At 60.4% G+C, this 19,376-nt stretch carries 15 protein-coding genes; 6 read left to right on the top strand and 9 right to left on the bottom strand.

The genetic code is table 11. The features are described 5' to 3' along the window. Positions 1-54: 54 nt before the first annotated feature. From AB9K34_RS18745 to AB9K34_RS18735, 3 genes are read left to right on the top strand one after another with little or no spacing between them, the layout of a single operon-like run. A complete protein-coding gene (locus AB9K34_RS18745) occupies positions 55-1,002 on the top strand; it encodes an ABC transporter permease (protein ID WP_369955950.1) in 948 nt (315 codons plus the stop codon). Beyond that, on the top strand, positions 999-1,814 hold the full coding sequence (locus AB9K34_RS18740; RefSeq protein WP_369955949.1) for an ABC transporter permease: 816 nt from the start codon (positions 999-1,001) through the stop codon (positions 1,812-1,814). Before AB9K34_RS18745 ends, AB9K34_RS18740 begins: the two co-directional genes overlap by 4 nt. Further along, a complete protein-coding gene (locus AB9K34_RS18735) occupies positions 1,811-3,406 on the top strand; it encodes an ABC transporter ATP-binding protein (protein ID WP_369955948.1) in 1,596 nt (531 codons plus the stop codon). The genes AB9K34_RS18740 and AB9K34_RS18735 overlap by 4 nt, the downstream gene beginning before the upstream one ends. 23 nt (positions 3,407-3,429) lie before the next feature. On the opposite strand, the gene pncB is transcribed toward AB9K34_RS18735, so the two are convergent. Then, positions 3,430-4,722 carry a nicotinate phosphoribosyltransferase gene (gene pncB / locus AB9K34_RS18730; RefSeq protein ID WP_369955947.1) on the bottom strand — a complete coding sequence of 431 codons (1,293 nt, stop codon included), beginning with the start codon at positions 4,720-4,722 and terminating at the stop codon, positions 3,430-3,432. Between the two features lie 352 nt (positions 4,723-5,074). On the opposite strand from pncB, the gene AB9K34_RS18725 reads away from it, so the two are divergent. After that, a complete protein-coding gene (locus tag AB9K34_RS18725; RefSeq protein ID WP_369955946.1) occupies positions 5,075-7,630 on the top strand; it encodes a hypothetical protein in 2,556 nt (851 codons plus the stop codon). A 114-nt stretch (positions 7,631-7,744) separates the two neighbouring features. On the opposite strand, the gene AB9K34_RS18720 is transcribed toward AB9K34_RS18725, so the two are convergent. Then, the gene (locus AB9K34_RS18720) at positions 7,745-10,222 is read right to left on the bottom strand and encodes a tetratricopeptide repeat protein (protein ID WP_369955945.1); all 2,478 of its coding nucleotides are present in this window, start codon (positions 10,220-10,222) and stop codon (positions 7,745-7,747) included. 36 nt (positions 10,223-10,258) lie between these two features. Then, a complete protein-coding gene (locus AB9K34_RS18715) occupies positions 10,259-10,948 on the bottom strand; it encodes a sugar transferase (RefSeq protein WP_369955944.1) in 690 nt (229 codons plus the stop codon). 559 nt (positions 10,949-11,507) lie between these two features. Between AB9K34_RS18715 and AB9K34_RS18710 the strand changes: the two genes are divergently transcribed. Further along, a complete protein-coding gene (locus AB9K34_RS18710; protein WP_369955943.1) occupies positions 11,508-12,365 on the top strand; it encodes an ExeA family protein in 858 nt (285 codons plus the stop codon). 503 nt (positions 12,366-12,868) lie between these two features. Here the strand turns inward: AB9K34_RS18710 and AB9K34_RS18705 are convergent. Next, positions 12,869-13,546 (bottom strand): VPLPA-CTERM sorting domain-containing protein, encoded by a 678-nt coding sequence (locus tag AB9K34_RS18705; protein WP_369955942.1) that lies wholly within the window; start codon positions 13,544-13,546, stop codon positions 12,869-12,871. 185 nt (positions 13,547-13,731) lie between these two features. Continuing rightward, positions 13,732-14,490, bottom strand: coding sequence for a rhomboid family intramembrane serine protease (locus tag AB9K34_RS18700; protein WP_369955941.1), 759 nt, complete (start codon positions 14,488-14,490; stop codon positions 13,732-13,734). Between the two features lie 87 nt (positions 14,491-14,577). Here AB9K34_RS18700 and AB9K34_RS18695 point away from each other — a divergent pair, with 87 nt between their 5' ends. Further along, on the top strand, positions 14,578-16,191 hold the full coding sequence (locus AB9K34_RS18695) for a hypothetical protein (protein ID WP_369955940.1): 1,614 nt from the start codon (positions 14,578-14,580) through the stop codon (positions 16,189-16,191). Here AB9K34_RS18695 and ispD read toward each other — a convergent pair. The 4 genes from ispD to hisD form a co-directional block, all read right to left on the bottom strand. After that, complete coding sequence (gene ispD / locus AB9K34_RS18690; RefSeq protein WP_369955939.1) at positions 16,188-16,892, bottom strand: 2-C-methyl-D-erythritol 4-phosphate cytidylyltransferase; 705 nt, start codon at positions 16,890-16,892, stop codon at positions 16,188-16,190. The two genes, AB9K34_RS18695 and ispD, sit on opposite strands and share 4 nt — an antisense overlap. A 28-nt stretch (positions 16,893-16,920) precedes the next feature. Further along, entirely contained in the window at positions 16,921-17,379 is a 459-nt protein-coding gene (locus AB9K34_RS18685; RefSeq protein WP_369955938.1) for a low molecular weight phosphatase family protein, read from the bottom strand. Between the two features lie 2 nt (positions 17,380-17,381). Next, a complete protein-coding gene (locus AB9K34_RS18680) occupies positions 17,382-17,861 on the bottom strand; it encodes a UPF0262 family protein (protein WP_369955937.1) in 480 nt (159 codons plus the stop codon). Positions 17,862-18,025: 164 nt separating this feature from the next. Continuing rightward, positions 18,026-19,342, bottom strand: coding sequence for a histidinol dehydrogenase (hisD, locus tag AB9K34_RS18675; RefSeq protein ID WP_369955936.1), 1,317 nt, complete (start codon positions 19,340-19,342; stop codon positions 18,026-18,028). Positions 19,343-19,376 lie beyond the last annotated feature (34 nt).

The following is a 19,376-nucleotide window of genomic DNA, read 5'->3' as shown; positions in this document are numbered from 1 at the left end:
TCCGATTGAAACTGTCGCTGGACCCGGTGGGACCGGCGGCCTAACGTGCCCGCGATGCTGCGCTATTCACTCAAACGCCTGATATCTCTCGTGCTCAGCCTGGTTGTTGCCTCGCTGGTCATTTTCCTTGTGATCGAGGTTGCGCCGGGGGACCCCGCCAGCTTCATGCTGGGGATCAACGCGCAACCGGATACCGTTGCGGCGCTGCGCAGCGAACTTGGGCTGGATGTGCCCAAGTGGCAGCGCTACCTGGATTGGGCCGGGGGCATGCTGACGGGCGATTTCGGCACCTCCTATACCTATCGCACCCCGGTTTCGGAGATGATCGCGGACCGCCTGTGGGTGTCGCTGCCGCTGGCGTTGTTCGCGCTGACGATTTCGACGCTGGTGGCCTTTCCAGCGGGCATTTATGCCGCGTCGCGTCGGGGGCGTGCCGGAGATGTGGCCGTCATGGGCGCGACACAGCTTGGCGTCGCGATCCCGAATTTCTGGTTCGCGATGATGATGGTGCTGGTCTTTGCCATCAACCTGCGCTGGTTCAGCGCGGGCGGTTTTGCCGGTTGGGACAAGGGGATCTGGGCGGGGCTGCATTCGCTGACGCTTCCGGCGATTTCCCTTGCCCTGCCTCAGGCGGCGATCCTCGCGCGGGTCATGCGTTCGTCACTGCTGGATATTCTCGGCGAGGACTTCATGCGCACCGCCCGTGCCAAGGGGCTGAGCCGGGGGCAGGCGCTGTGGCGGCACGGGGTGCGCAATGCGCTGATCCCGGTCCTGACGATCATCGGCCTGCAATTCTCGTTCCTGCTCGCCGGGGCGATCATCATCGAGCAGGTGTTCTATCTGCCCGGGCTGGGTCGGCTGGTGTTCCAGGCCATCAGTTCGCGCGACCTGATCGTGGTCGAAAGCGTTGTGATGCTGCTGGTCTTTTCGGTGATCACCGTGAATTTCGTTGTCGATCTGGCCTATGCGCTGGTCGATCCGAGGCTGAGGACGCGATCATGACACGCAACCTGCTTCTCGGCGCACTCCTGTCCTCGCTCGTCCTGTTGATGGCGTTGGTTTCCTTTGTCTGGACGCCATATGACTACGCGGCGATGAACATTCCGGCCAAGCTGCAACCCCCCGATGCCGAGCATTGGCTGGGCACCGATCATTTCGGGCGCGACATGTTCAGCATGATCATGGTGGGCGCGCGCACCTCGATCGCGGTGGCGTTCGTGGCGGTCGGAATCGGCATGTTGCTGGGGGTTCCGCTGGGGCTCGCCGCGGCCGCGCGCAAGGGCAGTTGGCTGGACGAGGTCATCATGCGCGGAAACGATCTGGTCTTTGCCTTTCCCAGCCTTGTGATCGCCATTCTGATCACGGCGGTGCTGGGCGCGGGTGCGGTGAACGCGATCATCGCCATCGGTATTTTCAATATCCCGGTTTTCGCAAGGATCACGCGCGGCGCTGCGTTGTCCCTGTGGGAGCGCGACTTTATCCTTGCCGCCCGCGTGGCGGGGAAATCGGGCGCGCGGATATCCTTTGAACACATCCTGCCCAATGTCATGAACCTGTTGATCGTGCAGGGGACGATCCAGTTTAGCCTGGGCATCCTTGCCGAAGCGGGATTGTCCTATGTCGGGCTGGGTGCGCAGCCGCCGACGCCCAGCTGGGGACGGATGCTGGCGGATGCGCAAACCATGGTCAGCATCGCGCCCCACCTTGCGCTGGTGCCGGGAGTCGCGATCGTGCTGACGGTTCTGGGCCTGAACCTGATGGGGGACGGGTTGCGTGACTATCTGGATCCTCGCCTCAGGATCGGCCGCGCATGAGCCTCCTTGGAATCGATAACCTGTCGCTGGCCATTCGCGGCACCCGTATCCTGAACGAGGTGTCGCTGACGGTGGCACCGGGCGAAATTGTCGCGGTCACCGGCGAGAGCGGGTCGGGAAAATCGATGACTGCGCTTGCGGTCATGGGCCTGTTGCCGCCCGACGCACGCGCCACCGGGGCAATAGAACTGGACGGTACTGACATCCTGTCGAGTACCGAGGCGGAGATGTGCCGATTGCGCGGCAGCGCTGTTGGCATGGTGTTTCAGGAGCCGATGACGGCACTGAACCCGGTCATGACAATCGGCGATCAGGTGGCGGAAACCATCCTTGTGCACAAGGCAATGTCACCGGAGGCGGCCCGCGAACGCGCGCGCGAGATGCTGGACCGGGTGGGCCTGCCGGCAGAGCGGTTCCCGATGAGCCGGTATCCGCATGAACTCTCGGGTGGTCAGCGGCAGCGTGTCGTCATTGCAATGGCCATCGCCTTGCGCCCCAGGCTGCTCATCGCGGATGAGCCGACCACGGCGCTTGACGTGACCACGCAGGCGCAAATCCTCGACCTTCTGAAATCGCTGGTCGCGGATTTTGAAATGGGGCTCTTGATGATCACCCATGATCTCGCGGTGGTTGCCCATATGGCCGATCGGATCGTGGTGATGCGCCGCGGCGATGTTGTCGAAACCGGGGAGACCGCAGAGTTGCTCGCGAACATGCAGCACCCTTATACCAAGATGCTGTTCCAGGCTTCGACACACAAGGTTTCGCTGCCTGTGCCGCCGGCGCCCGACCCTTTGTTGCAGGTACGCAACGTGGTGCGAGACTATCGTTTGCCCCGTACGCGGCTGTTTGCACCGGTCGAGCATTTCCGCGCGGTGAACGACGTCAGTTTCGTGCTGAACCGGGGCGAACGTCTCGGGCTTGTCGGGGAAAGCGGTTGTGGAAAATCCACGCTCACACGTGCGGTTCTCGGGCTGGAGCCGGTGCAGTCGGGTGAAATCCTGCTCGACGGTCTGCAGGTCTATGCTGGCGGCACACCGGACATATCGGTCCGGCGCAAGATGCAGGTGGTCTTTCAGGACCCGTTTGGATCGTTCAATCCCCGTCATCGCGTCGACCGTCTGGTTACCGAGCCATTTCATCTGCTTGAGGAGCCACCTCGCGGTACGGCCCGCAAGGATGCCATCGCCGAAGCTCTGACGGCGGTTGGGCTGCATCCGGATGACTCGCGCAAGTACATCCACGAGTTTTCCGGCGGTCAGCGCCAGCGCATCGCCATCGCCCGCGCGCTCATCATCCGGCCCGAGCTGATCCTGTTCGACGAGGCGGTCAGCGCGCTGGACGTTTCCGTGCGCGCCCAGATCCTCGATCTGCTTGCCGAACTGTGTGGTTCCTATGACCTGACCTATCTTTTCATCAGCCACGACCTGAGCGTCGTGCGCACCGTGACCGACCGTGTCTTGGTGATGCGGGCCGGACAGATCGTCGAACAGGGCGATACCGAGGCGGTGTTCCAGAACCCGCAACACCCCTATACTAGGTCCTTGATCGCCGCCGCGCCCCAATTGCCCGAACCGGCGCTCGCGTCATGAACCGTCAGGCCGGTGCGATAGGCTCAGACCACGACGTCTAGCCGTTCCTGCTCCCCAACCCCGAAGACACGCTTGTACCGCTCGATCTCGTCGGGCGGACCCATCGCCTTTTCCGGGTTGTCCGACAGCTTGACCGTCGGGCGACCATTGGCGGCAACCGCCTTGCAGACCAGCGAGAAGGGCGCCAGCGCATCGTCGGGCACGAGCCCCCGAAAATCATTGGTGAGCAGCGTGCCCCAGCCAAAAGACGCATTGGTTTCGCCGGCGAATTCACGAGACAGTTCAATGATCTTTTCAACGTCAAGCCCGTCGGAAAAGATCACGCGCTTTTCCTTCGGATCTTCGCCCCGTTGCCGCCACCAGTCGATTGCGATACGGGCGGCTGCGGCGGGATCGCCGCTATCGATGCGAATGCCCGTCCACCCGGCGAGCCAGTCCGGCGCGCGTTCGAGAAACCCGCGCGTGCCGTAGGTATCGGGCAGGATGATCCGTAGATTGCCCTCATGCTCTTCGTGCCAGTCCGAAAGAACATCATAGGGCGCACGGGCGAGGGCCGCGTCATCTTCGGCAAGCGCGGCATAGACCATCGGAAGCTCGTGCGCATTGGTGCCGATCGCCTCGACTTCGCGCCGCATGGCGATCAGGCAGTTCGAGGTGCCGGTGAATTTGCTGCCCAGCCCCTCCATCATGGCCTGCACACACCAATCCTGCCAGAGGAAGGAATGACGGCGTCGGGTGCCGAAATCGGCGATCCCAAGGGGGTCTATATCGCGCAGGCGCTCGATCTTTTCCCAGACGCGGGTCATGGCGCGGGCATAGAGCACCTGAAGCTCGAACCGCCCCATCCCGTCCAGAACCGCACGGCTGCGCAATTCCATCAGCACGGCCAAGGCCGGAATTTCCCACAGCATGACCTCGGGCCAGCTTCCCTCGAATGTCAGTTCGTACTGATCCCCGCGGCGCTCAAGATGATAGGCGGGCAGGCGCAGGTTCTCGAACCACTCCATGAAGTCGGGACGAAACATCTGGCGCTTGCCGTAGAACGTGTTGCCGCGCAACCATGTGCTCTCGCCCCGGCTCAGGCGCAGCGACCGGATATGATCGAGTTGCTCGCGCAACTCGCCCTCGTCGATCAGGTCGGCAAGCGGAATCCGGGTGGTGCGGTTGATCAGCGAAAACGCAACCTCGGTTTCCGGCTTGTTGCGGAACACCGACTGGCACATCAGCAGCTTGTAGAAATCCGTGTCGATCAACGACCGCACGATGGGATCGATCTTCCATTTGTGATTATAGACGCGTGTAGCGATGTCGACCATGTGGCGGTTCTCCTGCTGCCTGACCGTTCTGCCAACCCTCGACTTGCGGGGCAAGCCCCTGATGCCGGCAAGCTGTCGCCGGCGCAGATGGCGCGCACCGGAATATCATCGTGCAAACGCACCCTTCGCGCGCCCGTGGCGGCGCGTGATATGGCAGGGTTTCGGCATCATTCCAGAATAAGAATGTGACATCTGTTAACCATTTTTTCTTGCGGAATCTGTTGCCCGATTGGCACAATAGTTGAACAAGCAGGTCTGATTGCGCGGATTTATGTAGCGCGGGCTCTGTTCCGATTGATTGCGACCTTCATGCCTTTTGGGCGACTTTTTTGATTTTATTGGGGAAAATGCGATGATTATTGAATTTTTTCGGAGTGTGTTTGGCGAACTCGACACATCCGAGTTCTTCGAGGAAATCCCAGCCGAGAGCGCCCGTCTGATTTCAGGCGGAATGCCGACCGGCGATCCCTACGACAATGACGAGGGCGATGAAGGCAACGAGGGAAATGAAGGGGATGAGGGCAATGAGGTCCGCGCCGACGAAGGGAACGAAGGCAATGAGGGCAATGAAGGGGACGAAGGGAACGAGCCCGGTGCGGATGAAGGAAATGAGGGCAACGAGGGTAACGAAGGCGACGAAGGCAACGAGCCTGGCGCCGATGAGGGCGATGAAGGCAATGAAGGGCTGGTAGATCCGACACAGGACGAGGGTAACGAGGGCAATGAAGGCAATGAGGGCGACGAAGGCGACGAGCCGGGCGCCGACGAAGGCAATGAAGGCAACGAGGGTAACGAAGGGGACGAGGGTGACGAACCTGGCGTCGACGAGGGCGATGAGGATGACGAAGGCGATGAGGGGAACGAGGGCAACGAGGATGGCTATGACGAGGGCGATGAGGGGAACGAACCCGAGCCCGAAGACGAGGGCGACGAGAATAACGAAGGTGACGAGGGCGATGAAGGCAACGAACGGGGCCTAGACGAGGGCAACGAAGGAAACGAGGGGACCGAAGGCGACGAAGGCGACGAGCCGGGGGCCGATGAAGGCGACGAAGGCAACGAGGGCGACGAGGGCGACGAAGGCAACGAGCCGTATCTCGACGAAGGCAATGAAGGCGACGAGGGGGCCGTCGATCCGACCCAGGATGAGGGCGATGAAGGTAACGAGGGGAATGAAGGCGACGAAGGGGATGAGCCGGGGGCCGACGAAGGCAATGAAGGCAACGAGGGAAATGAAGGAGATGAAGGCAACGAGCCAACACAGGACGAGGGCGATGAGGGCAACGAGGGAGACGAAGGGGATGAAGGCAACGAAGCCGATGTCGATGAGGGCGACGAGGGCAACGAAGGCAACGAGCATGTAGGTCAGAACGAGGACAACGAGCACAACGAAGGGTCCGAGCACGACGAGGACAACGAAGGCAACGAATTCGACGAGGGGGATGAGGGCGACGAAAGCTGGCCCGATTCCGGCCCCGGCGACAACGAGAATAACGGTGACGAGGGCAACGAGGACAACGAGCACAACGAAGGGTCCGAGCACGACGAGGACAACGAAGGCAACGAGTTTGACGAGGGCAACGAGGGCGACGAGAGCTGGGCGGATTCCGGCCCCGGCGACAACGAGAATAACGGTGACGAGGGTAACGAGGATAACGAGCACAATGAAGGGTCCGAGCACGACGAGGACAATGAAGGCAACGAGTTCGACGAGGGGGATGAGGGCGACGAGAGCTGGGCGGATTCCGGCCCGGGCGACAATGAGAACAACGGCGATGAGGGCAACGAGGATAACGAGCAAAACGAGGGTGACGAGCACGACGAGGACAATGAGGGCGACGAAAACGGCAGCCAGGATGAGGGTAACGAAGGCAACGAGGACGACGAGGGCGATGAGGCCGATGAAGGCGATGAAGGCGACGAGGATAACGAGAATGACGAAGGCGACGAAAATGACGAAGGCGACGAGGACAACGAGAATGACGAGCTAGACGAAGGCGACGAAGGCGACGAGGACAACGAAAAAGACGAGTTGGATGAAGGCGACGAAGGCGACGAGGACAACGAAAACGACGAGTTGGATGAGGGCGACGAAGGCGACGAGGACAATGAGAACGACGAGTTGGACGAGGGCAACGAAGGCGACGAGGACAACGAGAATGATGAGGCCGACGAGGGTGATGAGGGTGATGAAGACAATGAAGGCGACGAAGGTGTAGGCGAAGGAAACGAACATAACGAAGGCACCGAACACGACGAGGATAACGAGGGCAACGAATTCGATGAGGGGAGTGAAGGCGACGAAAGCTGGCCCGATTCAGGTCCGGGCGACAATGAAAACAACGGCGACGAAGGCAACGAGGATAACGAGCATAACGAAGGGTCCGAGCATGACGAGGACAATGAAGCCAACGAATTCGACGAGGGGGATGAGGGCGACGAGAGCTGGGCGGATTCAGGCCCGGGCGACAACGAGAATAATGGCGACGAGGACAACGAGGACAACGAGTACAACGAAGGGTCCGAGCATGACGAGGACAATGAAGGTAACGAATTCGACGAGGACAATGAGGGCGATGAAGGCTGGGACGACTCGGGTCCGGGCGATAACGAAAACAACGGCGACGAAGGCAACGAAGACAACGAGCACAACGAGGGTAGCGAGCACGACGAGGATAACGAAGGCAACGAAGGCGATGAAGGTGACGAGGGTTGGAACTTCCCGGCTGCCGCCGCCAGCGCTGACTGTGGCGGTTACGCCTGCGGCGCCGATGGGCTGGCCGAGGCGGACATGACGTGCGGCGCGGATTCCTGCGCGCTTGACGCCGGTGGCGGTGATGCCGACCTGGATGAGGATGTAATCGGTGCCGACCTTCTCGGCGGGCTGGATCTCGATCCCGGACTATGACGCCGTCAAATTTGATCCGGGTGCAACAGAGGCACCCGGAAAAAACAGACCGCCCCGAAATCGGGGCGGTTTTTACGTTCGTGGGATTGCGTCGGCGATAACCGGGGCTCCGCGCTATTCGCCGGCGGGGAGTTGGCTCAGCCGTTCTATTTCGCTGTCGACCTCGGCGGCGAATGCGGGTGGGTTTCCGGCGTCGATCATAGATTTCACCTTCTCGAACTGCGCAAGAGCCTCCTGGTTGCGTTCAAGCGCGGCGAGATTGGCGGCGAGGTGGAACTGGACGGTAATGTCCTCGGGCAATCCTTCCGAGGCCGATTGCAGATAGTCCTGTGCGTCGTCAAAGCTGCCGCGTCGATGGGTGATCCAGCCATAGGTGTCCTGAAACGCGGGAACGTCGCTATCGCGCAGCCGACGTGCCACGGTATAGGCCCGTTGCAGGCTGTCCTCGTCAGAGCGATAGGTCGCGAGCAGGCTCGCCAGATTGTTGGCAACGATCTGCGAGTCCGAATTCTCTGCGTACATCGCCTCATAGATCTCGATGGCACCGTCAAGGTTACCTGCGCGTTCGAGCTCTCCGGCTTTTGCCCAGAGCAATGTGCCGTTTGTCGGAACCTCGGCCAGCGCCTCGTCCAGCACGGCGTTTGCGCCCTCGATATCGCCGGCCTGTTGTTTCATCCGATAGAGCGCGACCCAGACATTGGCGTATTCCGGATTATCGCTCACCAGGTCGCGGAATTGCGTTTCGGCTTCTTCGATCTGACCGGCTTCGGCCAGAAATCCGCCGCGCATGAAGAGCAGCGTGGGGTCATCCGGGGTCTCTTCGAGCAAGGTGTCGAGATAGGCTCGGGCCGCTTCCGGTCCGTCGGTTTGCAACCGGTTGCGCAGCAGCGCGAATTGCGCGCTCTGGCCGAGGGACGGGTCGCTCTCGAGCTCCTCCAGAAGCGCGGTCAGTTCCTCCGAGCGATCCTGACCAGCCAGTTTGCGTGCGGTCAGTTCGGTCGCCTGCCGGCGTGCGCCGTCGTCATCCAGCCTGATGAGGGCGGCAATCACATCATCGGCGCGTGGCCAGTCTTCCATTCTGGTATAGACCTCGCCAAGCGCCCCCAGGAGGGCCGCGTTTTGCGGTGCAAGCCGCAGGGCATCGATCAGGACCCCTTCCGCCGCGCGCAGGCTGTCGTTGTCGGCAAGATTGCTCGCATAGCGCAGGGATTCCGCCGGCGCCTTGCCCGATGCCTGCACCGCCAGCGCGAGCATTTCCGAGCGCAGTTCCTGGTTGCCTTCGCGCTCGTATGCACGCGCGATCAGCGTCATGATGTCCGCGTCATTCGGCGAGTCGTTGAGTGCATCGCGCAGCATGACGATCGCATCGGCGGTTTCATCGTCGTCAATCAGCCAGTTCGCCTTGAGCTTGACGGCATCAGGTTGGGCCGGGTCTTCGGACAGGACCTTTTCGACGAGCGCACGGGCTCCAACGGCATTGTCTTGCTGAAAGAGCATCCGCGCCAGATCAACCTCGATGGCACGGGTCAGGTCGTCGCGCTCTGCGGTCGCGCTCAGGTCTTCCATCTCGGAAATAGCCGCGTCCACATCGCCCATCTGGAATTTCAGCTTTGCGCGCATCGAACGGAAATTGTTCCGGTCTTCGATTCCGGCATCAAGCTGCGCTTCGACCTCTGCAAGGGCGGCCTCTTGTCCGCGCATCTGCTCGAGAAAACTGATGAGGAAAACCGAATCCTCGGGGCTGGCTCCATCCCGGGCAGCTTCTTCGCGAACGAAGGCTTCCGCGTCGTCGATCCGGCCCTGGGTGATCAGGAAGCGGACAAGAGTTTGCTTGAACGTGCCGCGTTCCTGTGGAAACCGATCCATGAGATCGCGCAACTGGGCCGCGATCCCGTCAAGATCGCCGACCTGTTGAAGAACGCCCAGTCGCAGCCGGTACAGTTCCTTTTGTTCCGGATTTGTCTCGATGCCCGTGTCGATTGCATCCAGCGCAGCATACCAGTCCTGCTTGCGCAGCAGGTTGTCGATCAGAACGTCGCGGGCATGCTTGAGCGTTTCGTCTTCTTCGATCAGCGCCTGCGCCTTGACAATCGCCGCTTGTTGTCCGGCGTCTTCACGCGCCTGAATGGCATTGAAGTACTTCACGGCATTGTCGATCGAAATCATCTGGATGTCGTCGGGCGCAAGTTCCAGTGCCTTGGCCACATGCTGTTCCGCGTCCGACCAGTTCTTGGTAGCGGCGGCGATATCCGCCAATGCAAGCTGACCTTCCAGGTTTTGCGGGTATTGTTCGACCAGGCGAAGGTATTCGCCATACGCCTCTTTGATCATGCCGTTTTCACGCAGCGTGCGCGCATAGGCGGCGCGGGCGGCCTCGTGAGTGCCGTTCAGTTCAAAAACGTTGCGGAATTCGATCAGGGCACGATCGACGTCACCTTCTTCGAGAAGGGCAAGCGCGGATTGATAATGCGACTCTGCGCGTTCTTCGGAGGAATCACATGCTGCGGCAAGACTAAGCCCCGCCGAAAGGAGTATGGCGAGGCCTACACGACTCTTGCGCGCGCGCGCGCGGCTGCTCGGGACATACTGCACTCTACTAAACCTCGGGTTGTTGTGGTTACGGCAGAATCAGTATCCGGTTCCGCGGACCACGACAACAAAGGTTTTCACAATGATTTTGCAATCATTCACGAATGTCATGTTGTAGAAGTACTTGTCGTCATAACGCGCCCGGTCGGAGAACGCGCTTTCGTTGCGCTCGGTCACCTGCCACAGGCCCGAGATACCCGGACGCATCCAGTAGTATGCGCGGCCGGGATACAGGTTTTCCTGGTCAACCATCATGGGGCGCGGGCCGATGATGGCCATGTCGCCCAGGAATACGTTGATCAGTTGCGGCAGCTCATCCAGCGAACACTTGCGAAGATAGGCGCCGATCCGTGTCACGCGCGGATCATGGCGAAGCTTCTGACTGTGGTTCCACTCGGCCAGCGCCTTTGGATGCGCAGAGAGATACTCGGCGAGACGTTCCTCGGCATTCGGCACCATCGTGCGGAACTTGAACATTCTGAAGATGCGACCGTTCTTTCCGATCCGTTTCTGGATATAGATCGGAGAGCCACCGTCGAGTGACACCAGCAATGCGATCAACAGCATGACGGGTGCCAGAATCGGCAGCACGATCAGGACAAGCGCGAGCTCAAAAAGACGTTTGCCAAAGCCGGTATACAGGTCCAGCCTGCTACCGGATGAAGACGCAACGATGTTGGGGATTGACACAGCCTCAAGGCGCGCCGGGTCGGGAAATTGAAAAGACATCTCTTACTCACTCAAATTTTAACAAGATCATTGGTTACAGGGATCGGTCCAAAACGAGCGTTACAGCTACACAAGCAATGACATACAACTTAGCGAAAATTTGCACACAAACAACTGTTTTCTTGACTACCGTAAGTTGTATTTTTTACATAAATATTTGATAAATATAAATAAAAGTGTTTTTCGAGATTCGAAAAATATACGAGGTCTGACCGGCGTGCCCGGAAAAAACGCGGCTCTGGCGTTTCCGCCTGCGGTCAAGTGGACGTAACGTAATTCAATCCCGCCACAATTTCTGCACATACACACCATTGTTTCGATCCAGTTGACCATCATGGTGTCCGTACCCAAGCGGGAAACAAAAGCCGAGTCGGACATCGGTGGCCTATTCGATGCGGCATGCGTTCGTTTGTTGCGTTTGGGTGGTCGTGAACGTCGAATCCGTAAACGGGGATCTTGCTTGACGAAGGAAAAGACCCAAGTGAGTGATGTTAACCGGTCCCAAGCAAGTCCGACTGTAGTGTATGAGTAACAACCGGTTCCAGGTGCCAGATTCAGTATGACGCAACCTTCCTTTTATCTCGGATATTTCGGTCTGAACGAGCGGCCTTTCACGCTTGTTCCGGACCCGGAGTTCATCTTCTGGTCGCCGCAACACCGGCGTGCCTATTCAGTGCTTGAATTTGGCGTTCTCTCGCATGCGCCGATCACGATGCTGACCGGAGAGGTGGGGGCAGGCAAAACGACATTGCTTCAGAACCTTCTCGGACAGATGGGCGATGACGTGACCGTCGGGCTTGTTTCCAATGCCCAGGGGAGCCGCGGCGAACTTTTGCAATGGGTGCTGAACGCGCTCGACATTCCGTTTGATGCGCAGGGCAGCTATGTGCAGCATTTCCAGGCGCTGCAGGATTTCCTGATTGCAGAATATGCGCAGGGCAGGCGGGTCGTTCTGGTCTTTGACGAGGCGCAGAACGTTTCGCGCGAAGGTCTGGAAGAGCTGCGGATGTTGATCAATATAAACTCGAACAAGGATGAGCTGGTTCAGTTGATCCTTGTCGGACAACCCGAGTTGCGGGACATGGTGCGCCATCCGAGCATGAGCCAGCTCGCGCAGCGGATTTCCTCGAGCTTTCACCTCAACCGCATGAATGCAGACGCAACTCAGGCGTATATCAAGCACAGGATGACCGTAGCTGGGGCCGACGCCGACGTGTTCAGCACGGGCGCCTGCACGTTGATACACGGCGTGACCGGCGGTGTTCCGAGACTCGTCAATCAGCTTTGCGATTTCGCCCTGCTCTATTGCTGGACGGATGAAGTCAGCAAGATCGTGACCGCGTCTGTTGTGCAGGCGGTAATCGACGATGGAGTCTTTTTCTGCGAGCGCGGCTTTGGCGTAGAGGCGCATGCCTGATCCCGGTTGCGCTGGTGCCCGGGAAAGTGCCTGTCGAAATATCTGAAACAAGACGGATCGGCCGCTGCGTTGAAATCTCAGATTTCAGTCAGTGCCATAGCATTTCGCGACAAACCTGCATCACCTGACGCTACCTGAATCCAGTGATTTCAACGCGTTAAATGATAGCCGATGTTTCCTGTCTATCTTGAAACGATCTAGGTAGCGCGCGTTTTTCGCAAGATGCGACATCGCCACGGCCATGGTTTGGCGATCACATGCGCTGTGCTCCGGCGCGACGCCAGACGCGCGGTTTACGGGCAGCTATGTCCTGGCGTGAGAGCAGCATCGTCAACATGGTGAAGGTGGCCCATGCACAGAAACGGGGCCTTTCCGGCCCCGCTTGTTTCTTCTTCAAAAAGCGTTTCGAGACAAAGTCGTGTCACCTGAAGTGTCAGCTTCCAAAGCGTCAGGTGAGACCTGATGTTTCACGTCGATTGCGAAAAGCTCTTAGGTGCCGTCTCTCAGGCCGCCTTGCGCCGACGGCGCATCACACCCAGTCCACCCAGGGCGGTCAGCAACAACACCCCGGCAGCGGGTACCGGCACGGCGGTCACCTGTGTGGCGTCGAAAGAGGTCATATCGGTCTGTTCATCGTGGCGGATCATGAATGCCGTCGTCATCGAGAACGGGTCAGTCAGCGTCTCGTAGAGCGTATTTTGTCCGCTCTGACGGCCCTGCACGGAGTTGTTGAGCAGGACGCCGCGCGAGTCGATCGCGGTGTTACGCGAGAACAGCCGGTTCTGATCGTCAACATAGCCCATAACCCGGAGCGATCTGCCGACCGTCGTTGCCGCGACATCGAGTTGCACGCTTGACGATGTGGTCGCATTTGCACCCGCGCCAAAGTCGTTCTCGGACACCAGGATCATGATCGCACCCACGCCGCTCGTGGTGACGGCAATGGTATTCAGGCGCGATTGCCCGGCGATGTCCTGTGGTGTGACGGTAATGTCCCAGGACATGTTTGCGGCGCTGCCAGAAGACCGTGCCTGCGTCATGTCGCCCGTGTCGAGCACGTGCTCCAGAAGAACCTTGGGCTTTGATGCGATATCATAGACTCGTATGGTGGCGGCAGATGCCAGCGCAGGTAACGAGATCAGAGCTGCGGCCAAACCTGCCGCTTTCAAACTATTAAACATTGCAATCCTACCATTTACTAACTTGGACAATCGTGGCGCCATGCATTCACGCGGCACCAAATCGGTTACTGAGGTATACATAGTGCGTCTCAGCCACTTACGGAATGGCAAACCGGCCTTTTAGTAAAGAAATAGCGGTATTGTTTTGCCAACGGGAACTATGCCGACTGCGTTAGAGTATTGTTTCATTTCTTGGGCCGGTCATTCGGTTGCTCCAGGCTCCCCGACCCGTCCTGACGGGGAATCACCAGTGTTGCGGCAAGCCATCCCGTCAGGAACCCGCCGAGGTGAGTCTCCCACGCAACCTGGCCGCCCTGCACAACCCATAGAAGAATATTGAGGAGAATCAGTCCTATAATGTCGGTGATCAGCGATTTGCGGCCCAACCCGTTCTGCGCGTTGAAGAACCAGTCCTGCCATTTCCACGCGCCGACCAACCCGAAGAGCGCGCCGGATGCGCCAACCATGGGTTGTGCGCTATCGCTCAGAAGAGCAAAGCCAAGCGCACCGCCAATTCCCGATAGAACATAGATGGCGGCGAACCAAGCCGAGCCGACGCGACGTACCACGATGGGCCCGACGATCAGGAGCACGAACATGTTTCCCACCAGATGCGATAGCCCGGTGTGCAACACCTGATAGCTGAGAAACATCAGCCAGGGTTGCAAAGGATAGTTGGGTCGCCAGTTGTCGAGCAGGCCCACCCAGAACGCCCCGTTTTCATAGGCAAAGACGCGCAGCCGCGTGTTTCCGATAAGCCCCAGGTCACTGGCTTGCAGCAGGAGCTCGATGCCGCAGCAGATTACAAGGATCGCAATGACGACGGGCGTAGGCCGCCATTGCCGTTCGGGCTGGCGGCGGGATCGAATCGCGGTCTCTTCCTGCCCGTTCATTGCCTGTTTGTGCCGCGCCGTCGCCGGAACGACAAGAGGCTGTGCGTTCAATCGCCTCTGCACCGCCAAAGATGCTTCACCTTGCCGGAATTGCGCGGCAGAGTGCTGTCGTGATGAGTGAATGGAGGGTACGAGGACGTGTCGTGCGCTTTCGCGGAACTGTCGCGCAGAGACATCCGCCGCGTTTTTCAGGCTGCGTTGGTCTCAATTGGCTGTGCTGGGTCCGCGCTGAGCGCGGGGGAACTGACACTGACGCCGGGCGATCTGACCAGGCTTGGCAGTGGTCCGATGATCGCGCGCGAGTTCGAAGGTCTTGCGGCTGACCCGGCGTTGCCGGCAATCGAACGCGCCGATGAGAGTGATCTCGCGCGACAATTGCGAGGTTTGGTCGCGCGGGGCGTGTCGCAGGGTTTCGACCGTATCCTTTACGACAACCGCGACCGCGATCATTCGACGTTGGGTCCTTCGCGGTTTCCGAACCTGACGTTTCTGCGATACGCCCCCGACCTTGTCGCGGCGGGCATTGATTACGGGCTTGCCGGACCGGTTCTGATTCCGGGGCTGGTTTTCGGGAATTCGTCGACCGCGATGACCTCGGGCGCGGATGCGCGAAGTCTGGTGCGGCATGCGATGACCGCACCCGGCGGGGCCGCCCGGGCCTATCGCGACTACATATCCAACAGTATCTACATCTACCCCGAGCATCGCGATCACGATGCGGTCGACCTGTACCCGGCAAACTGGCCTTATACCATTGTCAGCCAGGGGTCGTCGGGTTCGGACTATCCGTTCATGGATGCGGTTGCGATGACGCTGGCGGCGTTCCCCGCCGACACACGGGCCACCCTGATGGCGCACGGATTGATTGCGCCGACTGTGCAGATGATCATGCGTCGCAATCTGCAAGGGGTTAAAACACGGGCGGAATACCTGTCTGCCATCGCGCATCCGACGGTGTTCGCCGGCGAGAGGCTTCGTCCCGGGCGGATGGTCGGACAGGCGGCCGCGATGCGGCCCGAAGAAGTACCGCCGCAGGTCCGGCTCCGGGTCGTGGCTGAAGATTTCGGGCAGAGTGCGGGGCTGGCGGGGTTGGACGAACATCTGTTCACAACGCCGTCGGCGATCGCGCGGATCTGGCGGGGCCCTGCATGGCAACGCCAGATGACCGTGAGCGCGGATTCCACACTCGATCCGAACGGGAATGCGTTGACATTCGACTGGGTGCTGCTGCGTGGCGATCCGGCAAAGGTGCGCATCGAGCCGCAAGGGCAGGATGGCCGGTCGGCGCGCATCACGTTGAACTGGCATGACCCATTTGTGTTGCCGCCGCGTGATCCGCAAGCGGAGCAGGGACTTGAGACATCGCGTGTCGATATCGGCGTCTTTGCATGGAACGGATATTCGGACAGCGCCCCGGCCCTCATTTCGATCAGCTTTCCGACCCATCAGAACCGCGTTTATGAAACCGTGCAGGGTGCCGCGCCCCGGCTCGTCAGCGTGGATTATGACGCCCGGGGACGTGGCGCATATTATGATCCGCGCCTGCACTGGTCCGCGCCGTGGCGCGATCGTTTCAGCTATGCGCCGGATGGGGCATTGACAGGATGGACCCGCACAACCGTCGACGGTCAGGAAGACTATGGCGCGTCAGGCCAGCCCGTGCAGGGGCCGGAGATCAGTTACAGGTTGAACCGGGGAACGGAGGACGGGGCGCCGGTTCTCGATATCCTGCGCGAGGCAGCGGAAAACTAGCGCAGATGCGCTCGGGCGTCTGCGGCATCCTGCGCCTCTGCATCGCGGATCGCGCGTTCCAGGTCGTCCGTCGTGGTGATCTTGTAGTTCCGCTCGCTGCCCCTGACGAAGGTCACGTTCAGGCCGGCTTGTACCGCGACGGCAACGTCGTCGGTCGCGGTGCCGTCATGGTTGCGATGCGCGTTCAGGATGCTGGCAAAGGAAAACGCCTGCGGGGTCTGGGCGCGCCAGATGCCCTCGCGCGGCACCGCAGCCCGCGCCGCACCATCCTGCGAGGTCCACAAGGCGTCGACGACGGGAAGCGCCGCGCAAACGCCCGTGCTATACTGCAAGGCGTCGATGACGTCGGATATCACTGGGCGGGGCAGGAACGGCCGGGCCGCATCGTGGATCAGCACATGCTCCGGTTCATGTGCGGCGAGTGCCTCCAATCCGCAGCGCACCGACAGTGCCCTTGTCTCTGCGCCATGAGCGGCAGGCAGCAGGCGCGGATCGTGCAGTCCGTCTGACGCCCGGTCGCAGAGCGACTGGTCTTCGGGATGAATCACCGGGACGATCCATTGCACCGCATCAACCGACAGGAAGAGTTCCGCGACCCGGCGCAGCGAACAGGCTGGACCAAGCGGGATGTATTGCTTGGGTATCTCGGCGCCGAGCCTGCGGCCCCGCCCGGCGGCGACGATGACAACCGCGACGGTCATGAACCGCGCCTCATGGCCGTCGTATGCGTCATGCGTCGATCACGGGACCGCCCCAGCGGTCCTTGAGGTGCTCCACGATCTGATCGCGCGTTTGCCGATAGCTGGCCAGCTTGGTATCGCGGGACTCACCCAGGCCGGTGGGGTCCAGGATGGGCCAGTATTCTACTTTCAGATGAAAATAACGGGTCAATTCCAGCGCCCGCCTCTGGCTGGCCGGTGACAGGGCGACGACCAGATCGAAGGAGGACAGCGCATCACCCAACCGCTCCATCTCGTCAAAGCTGCGCGAACGATGGCGCGACAATTCGACATCGATTTCTTCGCAGACGGAGATGGCGAACCCATCGATTTCCATGTCGTTGTTGACGCCTACGGACTGAACATAGGTATCGGTGCCATAGAATTTCTTCATGATCCCCTCTGCCATAGGCGAGCGGACCGCGTTGTGGTCGCAGCAAAACAGGATCGACTGGGGCAGTGGCTGCACCCCTAACCTCCGAAATGCAGGATGGAGATCAGGGTGAACAGACGGCGGGCGGTGTCGGTGTCGATCTCTGCCTTGCCCTCCAGACGTTCCTGCAAAACCCGGCTGCCTTCGTCATGGATGCCGCGTCGCGCCATGTCGATGGTCTCGATCTGGCTGGGTGGCATGTTCTTGACCGCGTCGTAGTAGCTTTTGCAGATCGTATAGTAATCCTTGACCACCTGGCGAAAGGGGCCAAGCGAAAGGTGGAATTCAGCCGCCAGATGATCCTGTTCGGTGCGCACGTCAAAGACAAGCCGCTTGTCCCGGATCGACAGATTCAGGTGATAGGGTCCATCGGGCACCGGGCGGTCGTCGCGTTTCGGGAGCGCAAAGCTGTTTCCCTCCAGAAGATCGAACATCGCAACCTTGCGTTCCTGCTCGATCTCGGGCGTCGGCGTCGGAAGATTGGCATCATCCAGCGCGATTTGGGCAATGTGACTCATCCGGTCCGTCCTCTTGCGAATGCGACAGGCTTAACCTGATCAAATGTCTGTCGCAATCCACGCAGGTCCTGATGGGCTGGATCAAGGCAGAGTTCCGGCCAGGCTGTGCCAGAAATACCCCATCGCCCGCGTGAATTCCGTTTTTGTCGCTGCTTGGGAATGCCCTAGGATTCGTTCGCCGAACTGTTCAGTGCCGCGAGCCGCGCGGTCACGGAAAGACCGTGTGCCTGAAGGCTCTCGGATGTTGCCAGTGTTTCGGCCGCTCCGCCGATGGCGCGCAGGGCAGAGGGGCTCATGCGCGACAGGGTCGTCCGCTTGAGAAAATCCGCGACCGACAGGCCCGAGGAAAACCGGGCCGACCGCGCCGTGGGCAGGACGTGGTTGGGGCCGCCCACATAGTCACCGATGGCTTCGGGGGTCCAGCACCCAAGAAAGATGGCGCCGGCATGAACCGTCTGTTCGGCAAGCGCATCGGGATCGGTGACACAGAGTTCCAGGTGCTCGGGGGCGATCCGGTTGGACAGGGCGGCCGCTTCGTTCAGGTCGCGCACGGTGATGATCGCGCCGAAATCGCGCCAACTCGCCCCGGCAATGGCCTTGCGCTCCAGCGTTTGCAGACGCTTCTCTACCGCATTGGCAACCGTCTGCGCAAAATCCGCGTTGTCAGTGATCAGGATCGATTGCGCGCTCTCGTCGTGCTCGGCCTGGCTGAGCAGGTCGAGCGCGATCCAGTCCGCCTCGTTGTCCTTGTCGGCGATGATCAGGATTTCGGACGGGCCGGCGATCATGTCGATGCCGACCTTGCCAAAGACCCGGCGCTTGGCTGCCGCGACAAAGGCGTTGCCCGGCCCGGTGATCTTGTCCACGGGCGATATGGTTTCGGTCCCGTAGGCAAGCGCCGCAATCGCCTGCGCGCCGCCGATACGATAGATCTCGTCGACGCCCGCAAGCTGCGCCGCCAGCAGAACCAGCGGATTGACCACACCGTCCGGGGTCGGCACCGCCATGGCCAGCCGGTTCACCCCGGCAACCTTGGCGGGGATCGCGTTCATCAGGACGGACGAAGGATAGGAGGCCAGCCCACCGGGTACGTAAAGACCCGCCGCTTCCACCGCCGACCAGCGCCAGCCAAGGGTTGCCCCTTCGGGATCGGTCCAACTCTGGTCGTCGGGCATCTGCCGCACGTGATAGGCGCGAATGCGCTCAGCGGCGAGCGCCAGTGCCGCGCGCTCTTCTTCTGGCACGTCCGCGACGGCCTGCTCGATTTCGCCGGTGGAAAAGCGCATCCTGTCGGGGGTGAGTTCCAGCCGGTCGAACCGCGCGGTGAGTTCGATCACCGCCGCATCGCCCCGCGCACGCACGTCGCCGATGATCTCGGTGACAACGGCATCCACATCCGGGCTGTCCTCGCGTTTGGCCGACAACAGCGCGGCAAACGCGTCTTCAAAGTCGGGCGAGCCGGTGTCCAGGAATTGGGGCATGTGGGTCTCCTTTGGTCGCTCACATACCGTCCGG

This window comes from Sedimentitalea sp. XS_ASV28 (assembly GCF_041224545.1).
In the GTDB taxonomy this organism is placed as follows: domain Bacteria; phylum Pseudomonadota; class Alphaproteobacteria; order Rhodobacterales; family Rhodobacteraceae; genus Sedimentitalea.
The sequence above is the reverse complement of the archived record's forward strand: the minus strand, read 5'-3'. Positions and strand labels throughout refer to the sequence as shown.